Origin of the sequence: Methylobacterium sp. NPDC097929, assembly GCF_049543375.1 — a bacterium.
In the GTDB taxonomy this organism is placed as follows: domain Bacteria; phylum Pseudomonadota; class Alphaproteobacteria; order Rhizobiales; family Beijerinckiaceae; genus Methylobacterium.
The window spans coordinates 694,039-717,430 of sequence record NZ_JBMVEP010000001.1; the positions used below are offsets into that span (position 1 = coordinate 694,039).

A 23,392-nucleotide genomic window follows, 5' to 3' on the forward strand; every position below is an offset into this window, starting at 1 on the left:
GTCAGACCGGCGGGAAGCGCTCGAAGCGCGGCAGTTCGTGCGCCTCCGCCATCCAGGCGACACGCTCGGCCACTTGGATATGCGCCTGCGGCGGCAGGGCTTCGGGCGTGTCGAGGGTCCCGGTCTGCACGTCGATCATGCCCGGCAGCATCTGCTCGTTGACGTAGAACAGGCCCGTGCCGCAGCGCCCGCAAAAATGCCGCCGCCCGTGCTCGGAGGAGGCGTAGACGGCCGGCTCGCCGGAAATCGTCACCTGCCCGGCCGGCACCATCGCCCAGCCGACCATCGGCGCGCCCGCGTGCCGGCGGCAATCGGAGCAGTGGCAGAGCGCGCTGTGCAGCACCTCCGAGGCCATCTCGTAGGTGATCGCCCCGCAATGGCAGCGTCCCGTCAGCATGGATCGTCCTCTCCGTCGCGCGGCGTTGCGAATCGAGCGGGACTTTAGAGGCCGCGGCCGGGTCCACAAAACGAGAAACCGCGGCAGCCGGATCCGGCTACCGCGGCTCCCTACCGAACGAGGGCCCAGGACGGTGGGCCCCCGCCCGGATTACTCCGCTGCCTGAAGGACCGGGGCCGGGGCAGCAGTCTCGACGATCGGCTTGCCGGCCAGCGCCGCGTGGAGCTTGGCCTCGTCGACCTCGTTCTCCCAGCGGGCGACCACGATGCAGGCCACCGCGTTGCCGATGAAGTTGGTGAGCGCCCGGCACTCCGACATGAAGCGGTCGATGCCGAGGATGAGCGCCATGCCGACGACCGGCACGGAGGGGACGACGGCCAGCGTCGCGGCCAGGGTGATGAAGCCCGAGCCGGTCACGCCCGCCGCACCCTTCGAGGAGAGCATGGCGACGAGGAGCAGGAGGATCTGCTCACCGAAGGTGATCGGGGTGTCGGTGGCCTGAGCGATGAAGAGCGCGGCCATCGTCATGTAGATGTTGGTGCCGTCGAGGTTGAACGAGTAGCCGGTGGGGACCACGAGGCCGACCACGGGACGCGAGCAACCGGCCTTCTCCATCTTGTCGATCAGCGAGGGCAGGGCGGACTCGGAGGACGAGGTCCCGAGCACCAGCATCAGCTCTTCCTTGATGTAGCGGATGAGCTTGAAGATCGAGAAGCCGTTGTAGCGGGCGACCGCACCGAGGACCACGATCACGAAGATGGCCGAGGTCAGGTAGAAGGCGCCGACGAGGTAGGCGAGGTTGGCCAGCGAGGAGATGCCGTACTTGCCGATGGTGAAGGCCATCGCGCCGAAGGCGCCGATGGGAGCGACCTTCATGATGATGTTGACGACGCCGAAGATGGCTTCCGACATCACCTTGATGATGTCGAGCACCGGCTTGCCGCGGTCGCCGAGGAAGGCGAGGCCGAAGCCGAACAGCACCGAGAAGAACAGAACCTGCAGGATCTCACCGCCCGCGAACGCGCCGACCGCCGTGGTCGGGATGATGTTCATCAGGAAGTCGGCGATGTTCTGCTCCTTGGCCTTGCCGGCATAGGTCGCGACCGCCTTCGGATCGAGCGAGTTCGGGTCGATGTGCAGGCCGTGGCCGGGCTGGAGCAGGTTGGCGACGATGAGGCCGACGATCAGGGCCAGCGTCGAGAAGGTGAGGAAGTAGGCCAGCGCCTTGCCGCCGACGCGACCGACCTTTTCTAGGTTCGTCATGCCGGCGATGCCGGAGACGACGGTGAGGAAGATCACCGGGGCGATGATCATCTTGACGAGCTTGATGAAGGCGTCGCCGAGCGGCTTCATGTCGGCGCCGAGCTTCGGATAGAAATGTCCGAGCGTGATGCCGATCGCGACGGCGACCAGAACTTGGAAATAAAGTGTGCGATAGATCGGCTTGGGCTTGGACGGCGCGTGGGGCGCGGTCAGTGGGGACGGCACGGCGGCCATGGGCGTTTCTCCCTGTCGGGTCGATCAATGGGTCCGTCGGCTCGGTCGCCCGGGCCTCCTTTCGGAGGAATCCAGCGCCTGCCGCTCTTGGTTTTGGCCTCGCGGCACACAGCTCTGCGGTTCGCTCATGGCTGCGTTTCGAAATGAGAATGGCAACCTGCGTGCCAACCGATCAAAACCTGTAAAATTTTGCTAATGCCTTGCAATGAATGATATTTCTCCTCTCGTTCCGGATCGGCGCCGGAAAGCCCTTGCGATGATCCGCACGCGGCGCGCCGAACCGTTCCGAGAATTCGCACTGGCTCCCGGGCCATGATCATGACCCCGGCCTCCGCGCAGGATTATCGGCGAGCCCTCATCGTCGCCGCGGGCCTCGCGGCCCTGATGCTGGCCGGCTGGCTCGGCGGCCGGATCGCGGAGCGCTGGGCACTGGCCGACCTGCGGCGCACGGCGGGCTCCGCGCTCGGCCTCCAGATCGCGGCCCTGCGCGCGGAGATGCAGACCCAGAGCTCCCTGCCCCTGGCGCTGGCCGCCGATCCCGAGATCGCGAAGGTGGTGCAGCCCTCGCCCGAGCCCGGCCTCGTCGAGGGCGTGAACGGACGGCTCGCCCAGATCGCCGGGGCCACGGGGGCGGCCGTGATCTACGTCATCGACGCGGAGGGCGTGACCGTCGCGGCGAGCAACGCGGGCAGCGAGCGCAGTTTCCTCGGCCGGGACTACGCCTTCCGGCCTTATTTCCAGCAGGCCATGGCGACGGGGTCCGGGTCGCAATTCGCCCTCGGCACGGTGAGCGGCCGGGCCGGCTTCTACCTCTCCCGCCGGCTGCCCCGCTCGTCCGGCGTCGTCGTCGTCAAGATCGAGTTCGACGGCGTCGAGACGGCCTGGCGCGCCGGCCGCGAGACCGTGTTCGTGACCGATCCGCGCGGGATCGTGCTGGTGGCGAGCGAGCCCGGCTGGCGCTTCACGACCCTGCGCAGCATCGACGCGGCGGAGCGGTGGCGCATCCGCGAGGCGCTCGAGTTCGGCGAGGCGCCGCTCGGCCCCCTGCCGGTCTTCTCGACGGAGGGGCCGGACGACCTCGTCCGGGTCGGCGGCGGACCGACCCCGGCCTGGCCGGCGCTGATGCTCGACGCCCCGATCCCCGGCACGGAGTGGCGGCTGCACACCCTGACGCCGATCGCCGCCCCGGTGGAGCGGGAGCGGGCGCTGGGCCGCGTCGTCGCCCTCCTGGCGATGGGTCTGGTCCTCGGCACGCTCGCGACCCTGATCGGCCGCCGCCGCCGGATCGCCACCCGCCTCGCGGAGGCGGCGGCGCGGCGCGAGGAGCTGGAGGCGCGGGTGGCCGAGCGCACGAGCGCGCTCAGCGAGGCCAACCGGCAGCTGCTGGCCGAGATAGAGGAGCGGCGCCGGGCCGAGGCCGAGCGCGAGCGCCTGGGCCGCGAACTCGCCCAGGCCGGGCGGCTCGCTGCGCTCGGGCAGTTCGCCGCCAGCATGGCCCACGAGATCAACCAGCCGCTGGCCGCGATCCGCTCCTATGCCGACAACACCGCGATCCTCGTGCGCCGGGGGCGGGTCGAGGACGCGGCGGAGAACGTCTCGGCCATCGGCCGGCTCACCGAGCGGATCGGCACCCTGACGCGCCAGCTCAAGAGCTTCGCCCGGCGCGCCTCGGGGCGTCGCGAGCCCGTGCGCCTCGCCGACATCGTCCGCGGAAGCCTGGAGGTCGTCGGCGTCCGGGCGGCGGAGGCCGGCATCCCGCTCGCCCTGCCGTCCCTGCCGTCCGACCTCGCGGTGCTCGGCGACAGCGCCCGGCTGGAGCAGGTCGTCGTCAACCTGCTCCAGAACGCCCTCGACGCGGTGTCGGACCGGCCGGAGCCGGCCGTCGCCCTGCGGGTCGAGGCGCAAGGCGAGCGGGTCGCCCTCGAAGTCAGCGACAACGGCCCCGGAATTCCGGAGACGGTGCAGGCCCAGGTGTTCGACCCGTTCTTCACCACCAAGTCGGAAGGCCTCGGCCTCGGTCTGGCCATCTCCCGCGGCATCGTCGAGGAATGCGGCGGAGCCTTGAGCCTGCGCTCGGGGCCGGAGGGCACGACCTTCCGGATGGATCTGGCGCGGGCCGCGGCCCCGCCGGAATCTGCGCGGAGCGGCGTGCCGGAGGGGAGCCTGGAGGCCACATGAGCAGCGACGCCGATCCGGCCTTCGATCCGTCCGAGCGGGTCGTCTTCATCGACGACGAGGAGGACGTGCGCCGCGCCAACCGCCAGAGCCTGGAACTCGACGGCTTCCACGTCGAGGTCTTCGAGGCGGCCGAACCCGCGCTCGCGGCGATCCGGGCGGAGCCGCCGGGGGTGGTCGTGACCGACGTGCGCCTGCCGGGGATCGACGGCCGCGCCCTGTTCGAGCGCATCCGGGCGACCGATCCGGACCTGCCGGTGATCCTGATCACCGGACACGGGGACATCTCCATGGCGGTCGCCTCGATGCGGGAGGGCGCCTACGACTTCCTCGCCAAGCCCTATCCGGCCGAGGCGTTGATGGGCTCCGTGCGCCGGGCCCTCGACCGCCGCCGCCTCGTTCTCGAAAATCGCCGCCTCCATGCGCGGCTCGACGCGGCGATCGAGGAGGATCCCGCCTTCCTCGGCATCTCGCCGGAGATCGTGCGCCTGCGCCGCCTCGTGCGCGACGTGGCCTCGGCCGATGTCGACGTGCTGGTGCTTGGCGAGACCGGATCGGGCAAGGAGGTGGTGGCCAGCGCCCTCCACCGCTGGAGCCGGCGCGCGTCGAAGAACTTCGTGGCCATGAATTGCGGGGCGCTGCCCGACAGCGTGGTGGAGAGCGAGCTGTTCGGCCACGAGGCCGGCGCCTTCACCGGAGCCCTAAAGCGCCGGGTCGGGCGCATCGAGCACGCGCAGGGCGGCACGCTGTTCCTCGACGAGATCGAGAGCATGCCGCTGGCGCTTCAGGTGAAGCTGCTGCGCGTCCTTCAGGAGCGGGTGGTCGAGCCGCTGGGCACCAACGAGCGCCGGCCCGTGGACATGCGCGTGGTCTCGGCGACCAAGGTCGATCTCGGCCAGGAGGCCGCGGCCGGCAGCTTCCGCGACGACCTCTATCACCGCCTCAACGTCGTCACCGTCGCCATCCCGCCCCTGCGCGAGCGGCGGGAGGACATCCTGCTGCTGTTCCAGCACTTCCTGACCCGCGCCGCGAACCGGTTCGGGCGCGAGGCGCCCGCGCTCACGGGGGCGATGCGCGACCATCTCCTGCGCCATTCCTGGCCCGGCAACGTGCGCGAACTCGATCATTTCGCGGAACGCTGCGCCCTCGGTCTCGCCGGACAGGCGACCCCGGAGGCGCCTGCCGCCGCGCCGCTCAACCTGTCGGAGCAGGTCGAGCGCTTCGAGCGCGGCCTGATCCGCGAAGAACTGATCATGAGCGGGGGCGACGTGCGGCTGGCGTCGGAATCCCTCGGCGTGCCGCGCAAGACCCTCTACGACAAGATCGCCCGCTACGGGCTGACGCCGACCGACTTCCGCTGAGGGGGCCCTCTCAGGCCGCGGCGGCCTGACGGGTCGGGCAGACGCGGTCGCGGCCGGTCCGCTTGGCCTCGTAGAGCGCCCGGTCCGCCCGCTCGACGAGATCGTGGGCGGATTCACCCGGCCGGTACTGCGCGACGCCGACCGAGATCGTCACCTGTCCCACCACCTCGCCGCTGCCGCGCTTGACCAGCCGCTGGCTGCGCAGCCGGTGGCAGATCTCGAGGGCGAGATCGACGCCGGCGGCGATGCCGGCCTGACCCAGCACGATCACGAATTCCTCGCCGCCGTAGCGGGCGGCGAGATCGCGGTCGGTCACCTTCTCCTTGAGCAACCGGCTGACGAGGCGCAGCACCTGATCGCCGAAGCGGTGACCGTGCTGGTCGTTCAGGCCCTTGAAGTGGTCGATGTCGAGGATGAGCAGGGAGAAGGTGCTGCCCGGATCGGCCTGGACCTGCGCGATCGCCTGCCGCAGATGGCCGTCGAAGCTCTTGCGGTTGGCCAGACCCGTGAGCCCGTCGGTGGCGGCGGCGTGCTGCATCGCGACGAGATCCCCGCGCAGCCGGGCGATATCCGTCGCGGCCGCCGAGAGCTGCTCCTCCAGCACGCGGTTGCGCGCCTCCGCCTGCTCGGTCTCGGAGAGCAGGGCAACGACCGCCTTCATCAGGTCGTCGACGGTTGCGCGGGTCTGCAGGCGGCCGGCCCAGTGGGCCAGCACGCTGCCGTACCCGGCCAGGGCGCTCCGGTTGCCGGAGATCCGATCGACGAGCCCGCCCGCCGCCTCCGCCAGCCGGCCCGCCCCGTCGAGCACCCGATCGTCGATTTTCCCGTTGGCGAAGAGCGCCTCGTAGATCTCGCCGGCCCGCTCGTCGGTAAGCCCTCCGTCGGGCGCGAGGCAGGGGCCGAGGATCTCGGTGAGCTGCGGGGTGCCGTCGCTGAAGAAGGCGTGGAGCAGTTCGTAGTTTCGGGGCGAGTGCGGGAGGTCGATCCGTTCCATCGCCTCCCAGGCGAGCTGGGCCGACAGCCGGACGCGCTCGGCGCTCGAGAGGGCCTGCTGCCGCGCATCCCCTTGCATCACCGTCCAAGCCCCCGCCCTTCACCGTTTCGTCCGGCACCCTAAGGCGGCGATCCTTAAATTTCGGTCTTTTCCGGCGCCCGGATCAGATGTCAGCCCGCGGCGACTGTGTCAGGACCTGCGCTCATCATCGGGCCTGGACGAAAGACCAATAGAACCGCATCGGCGGCGGTCACGGGGCCGGATGACGGCTGTCGGAAGCCGGCCCCGCGCGGTTTTCCTCACCGCGCCGCTTACCGCTCACTCGATGCCGAGCTTGTCCTTCAGCAGCGCGTTCACGGCCGCCGGGTTGGCCTTGCCGCCGGTCGCCTTCATGGTCTGGCCGACGAACCAGCCCAGCAGCGTGGGCTTGGCCTTGGCCTGCTCCACCTTGTCCGGGTTCTGGGCGATGATCGCGTCGATGGCCGCCTCGATGGCGCCGGTATCGGTGACCTGCTTCATCCCGCGGGTCTCGACGATCGCGCGCGGGTCGCCGCCCTCGGACCAGACGATCTCGAACAGGTCCTTGGCGATCTTGCCCGAGATCACGCCCTCGCCGATGAGATCGACGATGGTGCCCAGCTGCTCGGCGGTGACCGGCGTGTCCTCGATGGAGCGCCCCTCCTTGTTGAGGCGCCCGAACAGCTCGTTGATCACCCAGTTCGCCGCGGCCTTGCCGTCGCGGCCCCGCGCCACCGCCTCGAAGTAATCGGCGGACGCCCGCTCGGCCACGAGCACGCCGGCATCGTAGGCGCTCAGCCCGTAATCCTTGATGAAGCGGGCCTTCTTGGCGTCGGGCAACTCCGGCAGGCCGGAGGCGAGGCCATCGACATAGGCTTGGTCGAATTCGAGCGGCAGCAGGTCCGGATCAGGGAAGTAGCGGTAATCGTGCGCCTCTTCCTTCGAGCGCATGGAGCGGGTCTCGCCCTTGCCCGGATCGAACAGGCGGGTCTCCTGATCAATCGTGCCGCCATCCTCCAGGATCGCGATCTGGCGCCGCGCCTCGGTCTCGATGGCCTGGCCGATGAAGCGGATCGAGTTGACGTTCTTGATCTCGCAGCGCGTGCCGAGCGGCTCGCCGGGGCGGCGCACGGAGACGTTCACGTCGGCGCGAAGGCTGCCCTTCTCCATGTCGCCGTCGCAGGTGCCGAGATAGCGCAGGATCGTGCGCAGCTTCGTCACGTAGGCCTTGGCCTCCTCCGACGAGCGCAGATCGGGCCGCGAGACGATCTCCATCAGGGCGACGCCCGAACGGTTGAGATCGACGAAGCTCTTGGTCGGGTCCTGATCGTGCAGGGACTTGCCGGCATCCTGCTCCAGGTGCAGCCGCTCGATGCCGACCGTGATCGCGCCGCCATCGGGCAGATCGACCAGCACCTCGCCCTCGCCGACGATCGGGTCCTTGTACTGCGAGATCTGGTAGCCCTGCGGCAGGTCCGGGTAGAAGTAGTTCTTGCGGTCGAACACCGAGCGCAGGTTGATTCTCGCCTTGAGGCCGAGGCCGGTTCGCACGGCCTGGGCCACGCATTCCTCGTTGATGACGGGCAGCATGCCGGGCATGGCCGCGTCCACCAGCGAGACGTGGTCGTTGGGCTCGCCGCCGAACTCGGTCGAGGCGCCGGAGAACAGCTTGGAGCGGCTCGTGACCTGGGCGTGGATCTCCATGCCGATCACGACCTCCCAGTCGTGCAGGCCGCCCTTGATGAGCTTCTTCGGATCGACGCGCTCGGTCATGTTCGTCTCGGATACCGGCGGCGCCGCCGGATCGGCGCCTTTCAGGGTGTGTAGGGAGCGGGTGCGGGACGGGTCAAGCGGGAGCGGGGCTGCCCGGCCGCCAGGCCGCCAGCGTCACGGCGGGCCCGTTCACGAAGTCCGGGTCGTCGGCGATGATCCGCGTCTCGGTCAGCCCGTGATGGGCGAGCACGCGGATGATGTCCGGCAGCTCCATCCAGCGGGTCTTGCTCTGGTTGCCGCCCCAGAAGGTCGCAAGACCGCGATCCCGGTAGACCAGCTCGTGCAGGTTCAGGCGCATCCCCGCGTGCTCGACCGGGCGGGGCACGTGCCGGTTCAGGCGGGGTTGGGCGGCGTAGTAATGCGTCCAGAGGAAGAGCCGGTCGGAGCGGGCGGCGGCGAGCCGGAGCAACTCCAGCGGATCGAGCATGTGGTAGAGGATGCCGCAGGCGAAGATCAGGTCGTAGCGCGGCCCCGGCTCCGCGAGGTGCCGGCTCACGTCGCCGAGCAGGAAGGTCGAGCGGCTGAGCCCGGCGATGTTCTTGACGATGAGCGACTTGAGGAAGGCCTCCGAGTTCGACTCGACCGCCGTCACGCTCTTCGCGCCGAGCGCTTCGAACTGGCAGGTATGGGCGCCTTCCAGCGGCCCGAGTTCGAGGATGTCGTAGCCCTCGAAGCGCCCGTCTCTCCCGAGGATCTCCGCCGCCTGCCGCGGGCGCGGGTCGGCCCGAAAACCCGGCAGGCCGCCGCCGACCGGCAGGTCGGGAACGAGTTCGCTGAGATCGCTCGCCCAGCGCCCCTCGAACAGGTCGTAGGCGTTGCGGTGGCTCGGCGTGGTGGTGAGGAAGACCCGCTTCATGCCGCCCCTATAGCTGCCTCGCGGGTCAGCGTCATGGCGCGTGCAACAGGATCCTGTCGCCTGCGGCAGGATCCTGCCGGCCGAGGGCCTCCGCGGCGCCCTCGCGCGGCCAAGCCGAAGCCGGGCCGCCCGCGGCCGAGCGGCCTCAAACCACCGGCACGCCGCGCCCCTTGGCCTGTTCCGCCGGCTCGACATGGATCACCACCACGGCGCCCTCGACCTGCGCCTCGATCACCTCCTCCAGCCGGTCGCAGATCGCGTGGGATTCCGAGACCGTCATCTCGCCGGGCACGACGAGGTGGAAGTCGATGAAGGTGGCGCTGCCGGCATGCCGCGTGCGCACGTCGTGCGCCTCCAGGGCGCCCTCGCCGTGGGTCGAGATCAGCGCCCGGATGCGGGCGATCATCTCGGGCGAGGCCGCCTGATCCATGAGCCCGCTGATGGAATCGCGCACCATCGTCCAGCCGGACCACAGGATGTTGAGGGCGACGAGGCCCGCCACGATGGGGTCGAGCACCAGCGTGCCCGTCGCCAGCACGAGCCCGACGCCGACGAGGACGCCGCAGGAGGTCACCACGTCGGCGACGATGTGGCGGGCATCCGCCATCAGGGCGGGCGAGCGCAGGCGCCGTCCGCGGCGGAACAGCACCAGCGCCCAGGCGGCGTTGATCACCGTGGCGACCCCGTTGACGGCCAGACCCAGCGCGGGTGCGTCGAGCGGCTGCGGCGCGATGATGCCGAAATAGGCCTCGCGCAGGATCAGCAGGGCGGCCACGATGACGAGCGCCCCCTCGATCACCGCGGAGAAATACTCGGCCTTGTGGTGGCCGTAGGGGTGGTCCTCGTCGGCCGGCTGCGCGGCGACCCGCACCGCCAGGAAGGCACAGGCCGCGGCCACCACGTTGATGATGCTCTCCAGCGCGTCCGAATAGAGCGCGAGGCTGCCGGTAAGCCAGTAGGCAGCGAACTTGAGCCCCATGACGAGCGCGCCCACGGCGGCGCTCGCGAGGGCGGCCTTCTCGGTACCGGTCATGCGCGTTCTGGGGGCGGGGAGGGGATGACCCGGCCATACGATCCGCGGGCCCGGAAGGCCACGGCAAAGGTTTTAGCCCGGGCTATCGCCCTCCGTTGCCGCCGCCGTCGCCGGCCCGGTGGCCGGAAGGCGCCCGCGGGCGACCTCCTTCGCGCGGGCGCGCTCGGCCATGTCGCGGGCGCGCTGCGCCCGGCGGGCATAGCCGCGGCCGAGCCAGCCGAAGCGCGCCCGCTGGGCCAGAGCCTCGAAGCGGCCGGCCTCCCGCTCCCAGTAGCGGATGAGCTGCGCGTCGAGGGTCTCGTGCGGCGCGCGTTTCCCGGTGCCGGCCGTCGCGGGGTTTGAGATGGCGGGGTCTGTCGTGGCAAGGTCTGTCATGGCGAGATGATCCTCGGGGCAGGACCGCAGCTCACGCCTCGGGTGCGGGCGGGGCGTCGGTCTCCTCGACCACCAGCGCGGTCGCGTCGCCGCGGAAGCTGCCGGGGCCGACATCGCCGGTCGGATGGCCCGGCGTGCCGAAGGGCTGGCTCGGATAGGCCTCCTCGAAGCGGCGGCGGGCATCGTCCGCATCCTCCGCCTTGAGGGTGAGCTGCGGCGTTCCGGTCAGGGGCCAGCGCGGATCGGCGGGATCGCGGGGGCGCAGGGCGTACCATTTCATCGGGGGCGGGCGTCTCCATCGTATCGGGAACACAACGCGCGAGAAGCCGCCCGGGCTGCACGCCTACGACCCGGCGCGAGGGGGTGAGGGTGCGCGACGTCCGCGCTCGGAATCGAGCCGCCATTTGCGTCGCGCGCCCATCCGTGCTGATGGCGCGGCATGCGCGTGGACCTGTTCGATTTCGAGTTGCCGGAGGAGGCGATCGCCCTGCGTCCGGCCAGCCCCCGCGACGCGAGCCGCCTGCTCGTGGTGCGGCCCGGCGCGCCGCCGACGGACAGCGCCGTGCGCGACCTGACCGGATTTCTCGGCCCGGGCGATGCCCTCGTCTTCAACGACACCCGCGTGATTCCGGCACGCCTGTCCGGCATCCGCCACCGGCCCGGCGGCACGGGCCTGCGCTGCGAGGCGATGCTGCACCTGCGCGAGGCGCCCGATCGCTGGCGCGCCTTCGCCCGGCCGGCCAAGCGCCTCGCGGCGGGCGACCGCATCCGCTTCGGCGGCGAGGGAGCGAGCGAGGTCTGCGCTCTCGCCGGGCTCGACGCCACGGTGGAGGAGAAGGGGGAGGGCGGCGAGATCCTGCTGCGCTTCGACCTCGCCGGGCCGGCCCTCGACGAGGCCATCGCCGGCCTCGGCGCCCTGCCGCTGCCCCCCTACATCGCCGGCAAGCGCGCAACCGACGCGCAGGACACGACCGACTACCAGACCGTCTACGCCCGCGAACCGGGGGCGGTCGCCGCCCCCACAGCCGGCCTGCACTTCTCCGACGACCTGCTCCGGCAGATCGATGCGGCGGGGATCGAGCGGGTCCACCTCACGCTGCATGTCGGGGCGGGCACCTTCCTGCCGGTGAAGGCGGAGGACACCGAGGCGCATCGCATGCATGCCGAGATCGGCCTTCTCGACGCTCCAACCGCCGAACGGCTCAACGCCGTGCGGGCGCGGGGCGGGAAGATCGTGGCGGTCGGCACCACGGCCCTTCGGCTCCTGGAGAGCGCGGCCTCGCCCGAGGGCACGATCCGCCCCTTCTCCGGGCCGACCGACATCTTCATCACGCCGGGCTACCGCTTCCGCGCGGTCGACGCCCTGGTGACGAACTTCCACCTGCCGCGCTCGACCCTGTTCATGCTGGTCTCGGCCTTCTCCGGCCTCGACACCATGCGCGCGGCCTACGCCCACGCCATCGCCGCGGGCTACCGGTTCTACTCCTACGGCGACGCCAGCCTGCTCTTCCCGGAGGCCGCCGAATGAGCCGCCGCGCGCCGTTGCGGATCGATGTCGCCCGGGTGATCGACCGCTATCTCGGCCTCGTGGCGCGCGAGGGCGCCCCGCGTCTGCGCGGGCTCTACCTCGTCGGCTCGGTGGCACTCGGCGATTACCGGCCGGGCGCGAGCGACATCGACTTCGTCGCCCTGCTCGACGCGCCGCCGACGGCGGAGGAAACGGACGCGCTGGCGCGGGTCCATGCCGCGCTCGCCTCGCACGGCGCCCCCGCCTTCGACGGCTTCTACATCCGGGCCGAGGCCCTGCGGCGCCCGCCCGAACGAGGGGCGGCGCTGCCGTTCAGCCTCGAGGGCCGTTTGCGCAGCGGCGAGATCTGCCGCGAGGTCTCGCCGGTGACTTGGCGCTGCCTCGCCCGCTCGGGCCGCCCGATCCTTGGGCCGGCGCCCGCGGCGCTCGGCATCGCGGACGACGACGAGGCCCTGCGTGCCGACGGCCTCGCCAACCTCGACGGATACTGGCGGCGCTGGATCGCGGAAAGCGAGGCGGCGCTCGCGCGCAAGGCCGAGGGCGAGGCCTGCGCCGCCGACGCCCTCGCCTGGGGCGTGCTCGGGGTCGCCCGCGTAGCCTGCACCCTCGCCACGGGGCAGATCGTCTCGAAGAGCGGGGGCGGGCGCTTCGCCCTGGACCTGTTGCCGGAGGCGCGGCACCCGGTGGTGCGGGAGGCCCTCGCGGCCCATCGCGGCGAGACGGAGCGCGTCCCGCAGGCCACGATCCGCGCCGGCCTCGACACCATGCGTTTCCTGATCGACACCGCGCACGGCTCCGCCCCCGGCGCGCAGGCTCCCACATCCCCGGACCGATGACAGATCCCAGCGACTTCTCCTTCACGGTCTCCGCCACCGACGGACAGGCCCGCACCGGCCACATCGCGATGCCGCGCGGACAGATCCGCACGCCGGCCTTCATGCCGGTGGGGACCGCGGCGACCGTCAAGGCGATGTACCCGGATCAGGTGCGCGATCTGGGCGCCGACGTGGTGCTCGGCAACACCTACCACCTGATGCTGCGCCCCGGCGCCGAGCGCATGGCGCGGCTCGGCGGCCTCCACCGCTTCATGCGCTGGGAGGGGCCGATCCTCACCGATTCCGGCGGCTTCCAGGTGATGTCGCTCTCCGCCCTGCGGAAGATCGACGAGGAGGGCGTGACCTTCCGCTCCCACATCGACGGCACCGCCCACCGCATGAGCCCGGAGCGCTCCATCGAGATTCAGGGGCTGCTCGGCTCCGACATCCAGATGCAGCTCGACGAGTGCGTGCGCCTGCCGGCCGAGCGCTCGGAGATCGAGAAGGCGATGCACCTGTCGCTGCGCTGGGCCGAGCGCTGCCGCGTCGCCTTCGGCGAGCAGCCGGGCAAGGCGATGTTCGGCATCGTCCAGGGCGGCGACCTGCCGGACCTGCGCGTCGAGAGCGCGCGGGCGCTGACCGGACTCGACCTCAAGGGCTACGCCATCGGCGGGCTGGCCGTCGGCGAGCCGCAGGCGGTGATGCTCGCGATGATCGAGACGGTGGAGCCGCACCTGCCGTCCACCAAGCCGCGCTACCTCATGGGCGTGGGCACGCCCGACGACCTGATGCAGTCGGTGATGCGCGGTATCGACATGTTCGACTGCGTGATGCCGACCCGCGCCGGGCGCCACGGGCTGGCCTATACCCGCCACGGCCGGATCAACCTGCGCAACGCCCGCCACGCCGAGGACACGCGGCCCCTCGACGAGGCCTCGGACTGCCCGGCGGCGCGGGACTATTCGCGCGCCTATCTCCACCACCTCGTCCGCTCGGACGAGATCCTGGGGATGATGCTGCTGACCTGGAACAACCTCGCCTATTACCAGTCCCTGATGGCCGGCATGCGCGCGGCGATCACTGCCGGGCGGCTCGCTGCCTTCGTGGGCGAGACCAAGGAAGGCTGGGCGCGGGCCGAGGCCGCCGCGAAGGGCTGACGCCGCCGGCCCCGCCGTCCCGAAGAGGCGGAGCCGATGAGAACGGCCGGGGGTGCGATCCGCCTCAGCGGATCTCGGCGCGCTTCTGAGACTTGTTGTAGCTGGTGATCGCCGCCTGGCAGTCGGGCGAGAGACGCGACTTGTTCTGCTTGAAGCAGGCGCGCACCTCGGCGCTGTCGGGGGCGAAGTCGCCGCAATAGCTCAGGTAGTCGCCGGTGCAGTGTTGGCGCAGGGCGCTGCGGTCGCCCGCCGGGGCTCCGGCGGGGGCAGCGAGCGCCGCGCCGGTGGTCAGCATCAGGGCGATGGCGGTGCGTGCGATCATGAAACTCTCGAACTCCAGAAGATCACGGTCCGGTCCGCCGAGAACTCCGGCCAACCCCGGGTCGGGGGAACGCGTTCAGCGGCATCGGGCGCCCGGATCACGCCGGGCGGGGCTGTAGAGCCCGGCGATCGGGCGAGAGTGCGGCCGGCTCGTGGCAGGCCAAGTCACGAAACCGCCTCGGAAAACGCCCGATTCCGGACGCTGTCCGCACCCCTCAGCGCGGATGGGCCAGCACGCGGAAGACGCCCGTGGGGTCGTCGCGCCCGCTCTCCTGCGCGGCCTTCAGCCCCGCCACGATCCGCCCCGCCACGGGCAGGCGGTAATGCAGCGGGTCCCAGTAATTCGTGTCCTGCGCGGTGATGGGGGAGGGGATGCGGAAATCCACCACCGTCGCGCCGCGCACCGCGCCGATCCGCGCCACCCGCTCCTTGCAGGCGGCCTCGCGCGTCCCGGCCGGCGTGCCGGGCGCGCCCTGCACCGCGACGTGGACGGGGGTGAACAGCACGAGCTTGCGCGTCTCGGCCGGCGCCTGGGCGAGCAGGGCGTCGAGCCAGTCGAGCGCCGGCATCGGCGCGTCGGGCGGTGCCGGCCGGTGGCCCGGCTCGGCCTCGGCAGCCTCCTGGGCCGCGCGGGTGCTGCGGATGTGCTCCGCGGCCCGGGCGGCGTCGTACGACGCCTCGGGCGGGGTGAAGACCGCGTAGCCGTTCGCCGCGAGGCGCGCCCGCACGAGGCCGAGCCGGAACAGCAGCCCGTCGAAGGCGGTGCCGAGGCTCTGCCCGTTGACCTGCCGCAGCGCTCCGAAGGCGGCCCCCGGCGCGTAGAGCCAAGCGGGAAAGGCGCGGAAGGTGAGGCGCCGCCGGTCCGCATCCGGCTCGCACCACGTGGAATCGAGGCCGAGGATCAGCATCCTCGGCCGGTTGTGGCGCAGATAGAGCCGGGCGAGTTCGCTCTGCTCGAAGGGCGTGGCCGCGTTCATCGACAGGTTGGCGAAGCGCCCGCCGAACGCAGTCCTAAGCTCGGCGGGATCGAGCAGGCGCGCCGTGGAGGTGCCGAACACCGCCGCGTCGTAGGCGCCGCTGCGGGCGACCTGCGGGTACATGAAGCGCTGGTTGCCATCCATCAGCGGCCCCTGCGCCCGGCCCGGCCCGGCCCGCAGGCCGTAGGGGTCGAGGGCGGCGACGAAGCCGATGCAGGCCGCCCCGGCCAGGGCGGCCGCGGCCAGGAACAGCAGGGCGAAGCGCCGCCATTCCGGCGGCGACCCGGCCGGGTGCGCTCTCGTCATCGGATTTCGTGTCGACCCTGTGGATGGCGGCGCGGGAGACCGTGTTGACCCTCCCGTTCCGCTCCCCTATTGCGAGCCCCACGCTCCGAGCGCAACCGGCCCGCCCCGCGGCGCCCAGCCCCGGACAGCGAGCGCGTAGCTCAGTTGGTAGAGCAACGGACTTTTAATCTGTAGGTCCTGGGTTCGAGTCCCAGCGCGCTCACCATTCTTCCCAAGGCACTTAGTAGCAGCCATCCCAGGAAGACTCATTGCTGGGTAACGCCTAGAGGTGTCGCCACCGAACGTCGCGGCTGATCACCACCACGAATCACTTGTGAGTCTCTATCGGAAGAGGAATGCTTCCAGCCGGTGCACACGGGCACTGAACAAAAGTTTTTTGACCCTCAACCTTCGGTCCACTTAAGGTGGCAGCCCGACCCGCCGGAAAGCAGTTTATGGCCGTCCCAACCAATGCAGATCCGGCAGTTTTCGCCTCTGCCTCCTCAATTATCGAAGAGTTACGCAAAGACATTAGAGACAATACAACGAAGTTGATGATAGGCGCGACAAGAGTTACATCCAACTACGAAAAAAGTTACAAAATTAAAGCGCTGACACGCGAACAAGCACGCTATGTCGCGAATGCTTCCGATTATGAACTTGATAGCATTATTGAGCATATTTCATACATAAATGATGCCCTGGACGGCATTAGGTCGACCGCAGAAGCCGTCTTGTCTGAGATATATTTAGGCGCAACCAAATCTTCAAAATTTCAATCGCGCCCGGATTCAGCAGAAGATGTAATCAAGGTCGTTAATGCATTGAAAAACAGTTTCGCTCAATTAAAATATTTTCATGGCGTCTTGCAGATTGAGCGGACAACAGTCCCAATCATTCCCGCACAGCAACCTGCGCCAATTAGAGTTGGGATAGTTAACAACCATCTCGATTTGACGATTTCACAGACAGTAACCGGAGCGATTTCCCCAGGATCAATCGAAAAGCTCCGCGCCGCGACTCAAGAGTTACTAAGCCGCACCTTAGATCAAATAGGTTCTAGTTCCAACATCGACCCACGACTTTCCCCAAACCTTTCTGGCCTCAACAATTATTTGTCGAGCAACATGACGGAAATGCCGATTGAGGCACTAGGTTTAAACTACCAGTTTGCCAAGAGAAGCTTCGAATCAACGAAGGAAACAATACCAGAACCACTTGCAGAGCAAATAGATCAAGTGCTTGTGACGGTAAACGTCATCCTTAATCAATACGAAGAATGGCGCTTATACATTTCAGCCGAGACTGCCCTCACACTGTCATCAGCCTCAATGCAGGCCGTCGTAGGAATCAGCCATGATGTTGAAGAATTTTTTGAGAATAACGTAGCCCTCGTTGAGCCGAAGCTAGTGAATAGACTCAGGGAAATCACAGATGCTTATTCTCAAGGTTTAGTGAATCTTGAGTCAGCTGCGGTGCCGTTGATTGAAAGCCTAGGGAATATATTTTCTGAATTGTCCCGCTTCGTCATTAGCCAATCACCTGTAGCCTTGGATGGAATCACTACATCCGGCGCAGTCATACTATTTCTAGGCTTTGCCATTAAATCAATAGAAACCTTTACACCGACCCTTTCTGGATTTCCGCCTCTGAGCTACCTCATTGATGTACAGAAATTTGCACACAAACAATTCTCTTTAATCAAGGACTCACTCCCAGGTGCTTTTTGAGTTTGGATTTCGGCAATCGATTGCGTTTCAGCCAAGCAAGTTAAGTGTTAGGCTACGACGCCCTGTTGAAAAAATTGCCGAGCTATTCGCCTCATTGCTAGCATTTGCTGGTCATTTCTGAAGACATAATCACCGACGTGAGCAACACGGGCATCGAAATGAGTGTGAGCGTCGATAGAAACCATCCGCAAACTGTTGCAGAAGGAGTAGTTCTCTCTCAAGAACAGCCTTGACTTCTCATCGATCGATGCACCGTAAAACAAAATGAATCCATCCCACGAAGAAGGTTAACCCGTCTCCGCCCTCTGTTGATGAAGCTTTTCTCTAATCGGGTGAGGGCTGATCGTTTTATCAGGAGGAATCCTCCTGGAACGCGGGAGCATCTGGTCAAATCTGTTCCAACAGGCGGGACGCTGATTTGTCGGAACGGGAATTACCGGGTTGTGTAGCTCGCAGATACTCGCGACGTCCCACCGGTTCCAACCGACTTGAGCGGTTCGTGCCATAGCTCACACGCATCGATCGGCCGGCCTCGCTGATCAGGCCCACCGTGCTACGGTCGCGCCATGCCTCGTTTCTCCGTCTTCTTCTGCGCCGCTTCCGCCCTGCTCACGGCCTACCTCGCGTGGTCGTATGCCCATGCCGAGGAAATGGAACGCGCGAGGGTGCCGGCCGTGGAGCAACGGATGCACTGAGCGGTGCTGGCCCCTGAGATCTTGGACCGCGTCCAGGCCTCCGGGCGATATTCCGCGAGGCCGGTAACTCCGCCGCTTCTGCCGCGTTGAGCCAGCGAACCACGATGTCGCGGCATGCTTCTCGCGTCGGCTCGGGCCCTCTCCAGCGGTGAAAGTTTGCGCCATGTCCTTTGGCTTCTTCGGCTTCTCCGTCGGACCACCCCCTGCACGCGCCGTCACCGCGCAACCCGCGCGTAGCGGAGCCGACCGTCCGGCGCCGCCGGGAGCCGGCAGTCAGGTTCTCGCGACGACGCATGAAGGGGCGGCCGGGACGGGGCCGGCGAGCCGGCTCGTCCGGCCGGAAACCCCGCGGCGCTGAGACAGGCGTCCGTCGCCCTCTCGCATGGCGGGAGGCGGTGCCGCTCGGGCCGGCACAGGCTGGCCCTTAACGAGGCGCGAAGCGGTTCCAGCGCCGGCATCGTCGTCATCCGGACCGATGGGGCTCGGGCCCCGGCACGGCTCGACAGCCCGGCCAACGCGGTGAATTTCGCCGACCGTCGACGACGGCGTTGCGGGCTTGTCTTCAGACCCTCGACGGGAAAAAGACTTGTCTTCCCTTATCTTCATCCGGAGGAGATCGTTGTTTTCCTCAGCACCGAATGTTTGAACTAAGCATTCATTGATCTTGCGCCGAACGATGGGCCATCCTGGCGGCACGCGGCCCATCGGCTGATCGTCGGCTTGGGGTCGGCGGCGGCGGGGCTGCGCCCAGTTTTCCCGGATCGATGTCGCGTTCAGTCCCCCATCTCTCGCTCGAAGGCGTGGCCTACCGCTACGGCCCGCACCCGGTGCTCGACCGGGTCGATCTCGCCGTCGCGGCGGGGGAGCGCGTCGGGATTCTCGGGCGCTCGGGCGTCGGCAAATCGACGCTGCTGCAGCTTCTCGCCGGCCTCGTCGCGCCCGCCTCGGGGGTCGTGCGGCTCGGCGGCGTGCCGGTGCGCGGGCCGGTCCCGGGCTGCACGGTGATGTTCCAGCGGCCCGCGCTGCTGCCCTGGGCCAGCGTGCTCGACAACGTGCTGCTGCCCGCCCGCCTCTCGGGGCGCCTGGGCCGCGACCGGGCCGGGTGCGAGGGGCAGGCGCGCCGCCTCCTCGACGATCTCGGGCTCGGCGAGCGGGCGGAGGCCAAGCCGCACCAGCTCTCCGGCGGCCAGCAGCAGCGGGCGGCGCTCGCCCGGGCGCTGGCGAGCGAGCCCTCGCTGCTGCTGCTCGACGAGCCGTTCTCGGCGCTCGATCCCGAGATGCGGGCCGCCCTGCGGGCCGACGTGCTGCGGCTCGCCCGCGCCCGGGGCCTGACCCTGATCGTCGTCACCCACGATCTGGCCGACGTCGCCGCGCTGGCCGAACGCGCCGTGGTGCTGGACGGACGCCCGGCCCGGGTCGCCGCCGACTTTCCCCTCGGCGCCGATGCGGAGGCCGCCCTGCGCCGCCGCCTGGATCCGCCGGCCCGCGCCGCCTGACCCCCCGATTTCGAGACCGATGATGAGCGCCCCCGACGACCTCTCCGCCCTGTGGACGCACGAGTGGACGCGCGCCGACTGGACGCGCCGCGACACGCTCGATGCACTCGCCCGCGGCGGGCTCGCGGCCCTACTCGGCGGGGGCGGGCTCGCCCTGCCGGGACGGGCGCACGCGGCCGAGGACGAGACCGTGCGCATCGGCTACCTGCCGATCACCGACGCGACCGCGCTGCTGGTGGCCCACGCCAAGGGCTACTTCGAGGAAGCGGGCCTCAAGGTCGCCGAGCCGACGCCGGTGCGCTCGTGGTCGGCGCTGGTCGAGGGGTTCGCGGCCGGCAAGTTCAACCTCGCCCATCTCCTCAAGCCCATCCCCGTCTGGATGCGCTACAACAACAAGTTCCCGGTCAAGATCCTGGCCTGGGCCCACACCAACGGCTCCGGCATCGTCGTCGGGGGCAAGAGCGGGATCGAGGATTTCCGGGGGCTCGCCGGCAAGCGCGTCGCGGTGCCCTACTGGTACTCGATGCACAACGTCGTGCTGCAATACGCCTTACGCGAATCCGGCGTCGTGCCGGTCATCCGGGGCGATGCGGGTCCCAACGAGTGCGCCCTGCAGATCCTGGCGCCGCCCGAGATGCCGGCGGCGCTCGCGGCGGGCAAGATCGACGGCTACATCGTCGCCGAGCCCTTCAACGCCCTGGGCGAGGTCAAGGCCGGCGCGCGGATGCTGCGCTTCACCGGCGACATCTGGAAGAACCATCCCTGCTGCGTCGTCGTCGCCCACGAGGGGCAGGTCGCGGCCAACCCCGCCTGGGCCGGCAAGGCGGTCGACGCCATCGTGCGCGCCCAGGCCTATTGCGTGAAGAACCGCGAGGAGGTCGCCCGCCTGATCGCGAAGGAGGGACGCGGCTACCTGCCGATGCCCGCCGACATCGTGATCAAGGCCACCACCGATTACGGCCCGGCCTACGAGGCGAGCGGCGCGATCCGCCATCCCGAATGGGCCGCGCAGCGCATCGACTTCCAGCCCTGGCCCTACCCGTCCGCAACGCGGCTGATCGTCGAGGCGATGGGCAAGACCGTGGTCGAGGGCGATGCCGGCTTCCTCAAGGGTCTCGACCCGGACTTCGTCGCGAGAGACCTCGTGGACGACCGCTTCGTGCGCGCGGCGCTGGAGCGCTACCCCGAATGGCCGGGGGCGGCGGACGGGGCCGCGCTCACCCGCGAGGAGACCTTGAGCCTATGAGCGGGGGCATCGAGGCGGCGCTCGCCGTCGAGCGGGCGGTGGACGCGCCCAGACCGGGCCACGGCGGGATCGGCCTCGCCCGCGCCCTCGACCGGCTGGCGCCGCTCGCCGGCCTTGCCGGGCTCCTTGCCCTCTGGCTCCTCGGCGGGCTGATCCTGGAGGCCGTGCCGGCCTATTCCGCCTTCACCGGCTTCGCGCCGGGGCCGGCGCTCGCCTCCTTCGCCGAACTGATCGCTTCGGGCGAGGCGTGGCGGGCCGCCGCCCCGAGTCTGGCCCGTGTCGGCCAGGGCCTCGCCCTCGCCTTCGGGTTCGGCGTGCCGCTCGGGCTGCTGGTCGGCTCGTCGCCGCTGGCCGAGCGCATCCTTCAGCCGCCCTTCCAGCTCCTGCGCATGATCTCGCCGCTGGCCTGGATGCCGGTGGCGGTGCTGGCCTTCCCGACATGGGACGGGGCCATCGTCTTCCTGATCGCGGCGGCCGCGATCTGGCCGATCCTGTTTGCCACCGCCGCCGGGGTGAAGCGGGTCGATCCGGTCTGGCTCGCCATGGCGCGCAATCTCGGCGCGGGCCGGCTGGCCGCCCTGCGCGCCGTGGTGGTCCCGGCCGTGCTGCAGGACATCCTGACGGGCCTGCGGCTGGCGCTCGGCGTCGCCTGGATCGTGCTGGTGCCGGCCGAGTATCTCGGGGTCACGAGCGGGCTCGGCTACGCCATCAACGACGCCCGCGACACGCTCTCCTACGACCGGCTCGCCGCCCTCGTCCTGCTGATCGGGCTGATCGGCTACGCCTTCGACGCCGCGCTCGGGCGGCTGGCCGCCCGCGCCCGCTGGATTCCCGCCACCTGAGGAAACATCCGATGACCGCAGCCGTGAAAGAGATCGTCCAGACCTTCGAGGCGATCGACCGCGACAAACTCCAGGCCCTGTCCGAGAAGGGCCGGGCCGATCCGAGCGCGGTGAGAACCGTGCGGGCCCGCACGATCGCCGAGGGGCGCCGCTTCCGCCACCTCAACTACGTGCGCAACCTCGACGCCCACATCGTCGACGAGCCGCCGGCCCTGCTCGGCGACGACACCGCCCCGAACCCGACCGAGGCCCTGCTCGCGGCGCTCGGCACCTGCGTCGCGGTCGGCCTCCAGGCCAACGCGGTCGCCCGCGGCTGGACCGTGCGGGGCATCGAGATCGAGTCGGAGGGCGACATCAACATCACCTCCGTCTGGGGCACCGGCGATCTCTCGGAGAAGCCGGTCGGGCTCACCGCCGTACGGCTCAAGGCGCATCTCGACATCGAGGGCGCGAGCGAGGCCGAACTCGAAGAGCTCGTGGCCCATGCCGGACAGTGGTCGCCGGTGCTCAACACCGTCAAGAACCCCGTCTCCGTCACCCTGGCGCGGGCCTGAGCCGCACCATGGCCGCCTCCGCCCGCGTCGAGACCGACGCCTCGCCCGGCATCGCCGGGATCGTGCACGATCGGCTGCGCCCCCGCGTCGCCGCGATCGATGCCGGCGCGTACCCGGCGGACATCCTGCATGCCTTCGGGGCGGCGGGCGCCTACGCGCCCCATGCCGACGGCTCGGGCCGCGGCCTGCTCGCCGCCATCGAGGCGATGGCGGAAGCGGGCGAGGCCTGCCTCTCGACCGCCTTCTGCATGTGGTGCCAGGACGCTTTGGTCTGGTACCTCGCCCGCTCGGGCGAAGCGGGCGCGCGGCGCCATCTCGGCGCGTTCGCGGCCGGGACGGCGCTCGGCGGCACCGGGCTGTCGAACCCGATGAAGGCCTTCTCCGGCATCGAGCCGCTGGCGCTTCGCGGAGAGCGCGAGGGCGCGGGCTACCGGGTGCGCGGGCGCCTGCCCTGGGTCTCGAACCTCGCCCCCGGCCACCGCTTCGCCGGGATCCTCTCGTTGCCCGACGGCCGCCGGGTCATGGGGCTGTTCGAAGCCGGGAGCAAGGCGGTCGCGATCGCCGCCAATGCCCGCTTCGTGGCGCTGGAAGGGACCGGCACCGTCACGGTGATGATCCGCGACGCCTTCCTGCCCGACGCGGACGTGATCGCGCACGACGCCGCCGCCTTCGTGCCCGGCATCCGCAACGGCTTCGTTCTGCTCCAGACCGGCATGGGGCTGGGGCTCGCCCGGGGCGTCGCCGCGCTGATGCGCGAGGATGTCCGCGGCCGGGCCCAGGCGGCCCATCTGCCGCTGGGTCCCGAGGCGATCGAGGCTCGGGCTCAAGCTCTGCAGGAGCGGGTGACGATCGCCGCGCAGGCCCACGAGGCGACCGACCGCGCGACCTTCCTGGAGACCCTGCGGCTGCGCCTCGACGTCTCGTGGCTGGCGCTGGAGGCGGCGCAATCCGCCATGCTGCAATTCGGCGCGCGCGGCTATCTGGAGGGTGCCGAGCCGTTCCGCCGCCTGCGGGAGGCGCAGTTCGTGGCCATCGTCACGCCGTCCGTGAAGCACGTGACCGAGGAACTCGCCCGCGGCGCCTGAGCCCCGTCAGACCGCTTTCCGGGTCGATCCGCGAGGACAGTCTCGCCTCTCGAGGATGCGCGCGACATCCCAAATCCGATGCCGGCGCCCTGCCGCCGAACCGGCAGAGGACAGCAATCGGTTGACGCACGCGCTCCTTGGGTTAGAAATCCCACCGCCGATCGAAAAACGGTCTCGGTGGC

General features: G+C 69.5%; 21 protein-coding genes and 1 tRNA gene. 12 read left to right on the forward strand and 10 right to left on the reverse strand.

Annotation, left to right across the window (positions count from 1 at the left end; translation table 11 throughout):
• Position 1: 1 nt before the first annotated feature.
• Together ACPCJR_RS03315 and ACPCJR_RS03320 are read right to left on the reverse strand one after the other, a co-directional pair.
• The gene (locus ACPCJR_RS03315) at positions 2 to 397 is read right to left on the reverse strand and encodes a GFA family protein (protein ID WP_391510701.1); all 396 of its coding nucleotides are present in this window, start codon (positions 395 to 397) and stop codon (positions 2 to 4) included.
• A gap of 150 nt (positions 398 to 547) precedes the next feature.
• Complete coding sequence (locus tag ACPCJR_RS03320; RefSeq protein WP_391510700.1) at positions 548 to 1,894, reverse strand: dicarboxylate/amino acid:cation symporter; 1,347 nt, start codon at positions 1,892 to 1,894, stop codon at positions 548 to 550.
• Between the two features lie 312 nt (positions 1,895 to 2,206).
• On the opposite strand from ACPCJR_RS03320, the gene ACPCJR_RS03325 reads away from it, so the two are divergent.
• Both ACPCJR_RS03325 and ACPCJR_RS03330 read left to right on the forward strand, forming a co-directional pair.
• Positions 2,207 to 4,072 (forward strand): ATP-binding protein, encoded by a 1,866-nt coding sequence (locus ACPCJR_RS03325; protein ID WP_391510699.1) that lies wholly within the window; start codon positions 2,207 to 2,209, stop codon positions 4,070 to 4,072.
• A complete protein-coding gene (locus ACPCJR_RS03330; RefSeq protein ID WP_391510697.1) occupies positions 4,069 to 5,430 on the forward strand; it encodes a sigma-54-dependent transcriptional regulator in 1,362 nt (453 codons plus the stop codon). Before ACPCJR_RS03325 ends, ACPCJR_RS03330 begins: the two co-directional genes overlap by 4 nt.
• Positions 5,431 to 5,440: 10 nt before the next feature.
• Here the strand turns inward: ACPCJR_RS03330 and ACPCJR_RS03335 are convergent, their stop codons facing one another.
• The 6 genes from ACPCJR_RS03335 to ACPCJR_RS03360 form a co-directional block, all read right to left on the reverse strand.
• Complete coding sequence (locus tag ACPCJR_RS03335) at positions 5,441 to 6,502, reverse strand: GGDEF domain-containing protein (protein ID WP_391510696.1); 1,062 nt, start codon at positions 6,500 to 6,502, stop codon at positions 5,441 to 5,443.
• A gap of 240 nt (positions 6,503 to 6,742) precedes the next feature.
• Positions 6,743 to 8,215 (reverse strand): Asp-tRNA(Asn)/Glu-tRNA(Gln) amidotransferase subunit GatB, encoded by a 1,473-nt coding sequence (gatB, locus tag ACPCJR_RS03340; protein WP_391510695.1) that lies wholly within the window; start codon positions 8,213 to 8,215, stop codon positions 6,743 to 6,745.
• Between the two features lie 73 nt (positions 8,216 to 8,288).
• Positions 8,289 to 9,071: a class I SAM-dependent methyltransferase gene (locus ACPCJR_RS03345; RefSeq protein WP_391510694.1), complete on the reverse strand. Its 783-nt coding sequence runs from the start codon at positions 9,069 to 9,071 to the stop codon at positions 8,289 to 8,291.
• A gap of 145 nt (positions 9,072 to 9,216) precedes the next feature.
• Positions 9,217 to 10,104: a cation diffusion facilitator family transporter gene (locus tag ACPCJR_RS03350; RefSeq protein ID WP_391510693.1), complete on the reverse strand. Its 888-nt coding sequence runs from the start codon at positions 10,102 to 10,104 to the stop codon at positions 9,217 to 9,219.
• 72 nt (positions 10,105 to 10,176) lie between these two features.
• Complete coding sequence (locus tag ACPCJR_RS03355; protein WP_391510692.1) at positions 10,177 to 10,479, reverse strand: hypothetical protein; 303 nt, start codon at positions 10,477 to 10,479, stop codon at positions 10,177 to 10,179.
• 31 nt (positions 10,480 to 10,510) lie between these two features.
• Complete coding sequence (locus ACPCJR_RS03360) at positions 10,511 to 10,759, reverse strand: hypothetical protein (RefSeq protein WP_110349768.1); 249 nt, start codon at positions 10,757 to 10,759, stop codon at positions 10,511 to 10,513.
• Between the two features lie 159 nt (positions 10,760 to 10,918).
• Here ACPCJR_RS03360 and queA point away from each other — a divergent pair, with 159 nt between their 5' ends.
• The 3 genes from queA to tgt are packed head-to-tail and all read left to right on the forward strand — an operon-like array spanning position 10,919 to position 13,979.
• Entirely contained in the window at positions 10,919 to 12,007 is a 1,089-nt protein-coding gene (gene queA / locus ACPCJR_RS03365) for a tRNA preQ1(34) S-adenosylmethionine ribosyltransferase-isomerase QueA (RefSeq protein ID WP_391510691.1), read from the forward strand.
• Positions 12,004 to 12,843, forward strand: a complete 840-nt coding sequence (locus tag ACPCJR_RS03370) for an aminoglycoside adenylyltransferase domain-containing protein (protein ID WP_391510690.1) — start codon at positions 12,004 to 12,006, stop codon at positions 12,841 to 12,843. Before queA ends, ACPCJR_RS03370 begins: the two co-directional genes overlap by 4 nt.
• Positions 12,840 to 13,979, forward strand: coding sequence for a tRNA guanosine(34) transglycosylase Tgt (tgt, locus tag ACPCJR_RS03375; protein ID WP_391510689.1), 1,140 nt, complete (start codon positions 12,840 to 12,842; stop codon positions 13,977 to 13,979). Before ACPCJR_RS03370 ends, tgt begins: the two co-directional genes overlap by 4 nt.
• Before the next feature lie 64 nt (positions 13,980 to 14,043).
• Here tgt and ACPCJR_RS03380 read toward each other — a convergent pair whose 3' ends face one another.
• Both ACPCJR_RS03380 and ACPCJR_RS03385 read right to left on the reverse strand, forming a co-directional pair.
• The gene (locus ACPCJR_RS03380; RefSeq protein WP_110350236.1) at positions 14,044 to 14,301 is read right to left on the reverse strand and encodes a hypothetical protein; all 258 of its coding nucleotides are present in this window, start codon (positions 14,299 to 14,301) and stop codon (positions 14,044 to 14,046) included.
• Positions 14,302 to 14,515: 214 nt separating this feature from the next.
• The gene (locus ACPCJR_RS03385) at positions 14,516 to 15,583 is read right to left on the reverse strand and encodes a hypothetical protein (RefSeq protein ID WP_391510688.1); all 1,068 of its coding nucleotides are present in this window, start codon (positions 15,581 to 15,583) and stop codon (positions 14,516 to 14,518) included.
• A 129-nt stretch (positions 15,584 to 15,712) separates the two neighbouring features.
• Here ACPCJR_RS03385 and ACPCJR_RS03390 point away from each other — a divergent pair.
• The 7 genes from ACPCJR_RS03390 to ACPCJR_RS03420 all read left to right on the forward strand — a co-directional run bounded on the left by ACPCJR_RS03390 (position 15,713) and on the right by ACPCJR_RS03420 (position 23,210).
• Positions 15,713 to 15,788: transfer RNA gene (locus ACPCJR_RS03390), tRNA-Lys, on the forward strand.
• A 229-nt stretch (positions 15,789 to 16,017) separates the two neighbouring features.
• Entirely contained in the window at positions 16,018 to 17,292 is a 1,275-nt protein-coding gene (locus ACPCJR_RS03395) for a hypothetical protein (RefSeq protein WP_391510687.1), read from the forward strand.
• Positions 17,293 to 18,751: 1,459 nt separating this feature from the next.
• The gene (locus ACPCJR_RS03400; RefSeq protein ID WP_391510686.1) at positions 18,752 to 19,483 is read left to right on the forward strand and encodes an ABC transporter ATP-binding protein; all 732 of its coding nucleotides are present in this window, start codon (positions 18,752 to 18,754) and stop codon (positions 19,481 to 19,483) included.
• A gap of 22 nt (positions 19,484 to 19,505) precedes the next feature.
• Entirely contained in the window at positions 19,506 to 20,729 is a 1,224-nt protein-coding gene (locus ACPCJR_RS03405; protein WP_391510685.1) for an ABC transporter substrate-binding protein, read from the forward strand.
• Positions 20,726 to 21,571, forward strand: a complete 846-nt coding sequence (locus ACPCJR_RS03410; RefSeq protein WP_391510684.1) for an ABC transporter permease — start codon at positions 20,726 to 20,728, stop codon at positions 21,569 to 21,571. Before ACPCJR_RS03405 ends, ACPCJR_RS03410 begins: the two co-directional genes overlap by 4 nt.
• Positions 21,572 to 21,582: 11 nt before the next feature.
• On the forward strand, positions 21,583 to 22,125 hold the full coding sequence (locus tag ACPCJR_RS03415; RefSeq protein ID WP_391510683.1) for an OsmC family protein: 543 nt from the start codon (positions 21,583 to 21,585) through the stop codon (positions 22,123 to 22,125).
• 8 nt (positions 22,126 to 22,133) lie between these two features.
• Positions 22,134 to 23,210 carry an acyl-CoA dehydrogenase family protein gene (locus tag ACPCJR_RS03420; protein WP_391510682.1) on the forward strand — a complete coding sequence of 359 codons (1,077 nt, stop codon included), beginning with the start codon at positions 22,134 to 22,136 and terminating at the stop codon, positions 23,208 to 23,210.
• The last annotated feature ends 182 nt before the right edge of the window (positions 23,211 to 23,392 follow it).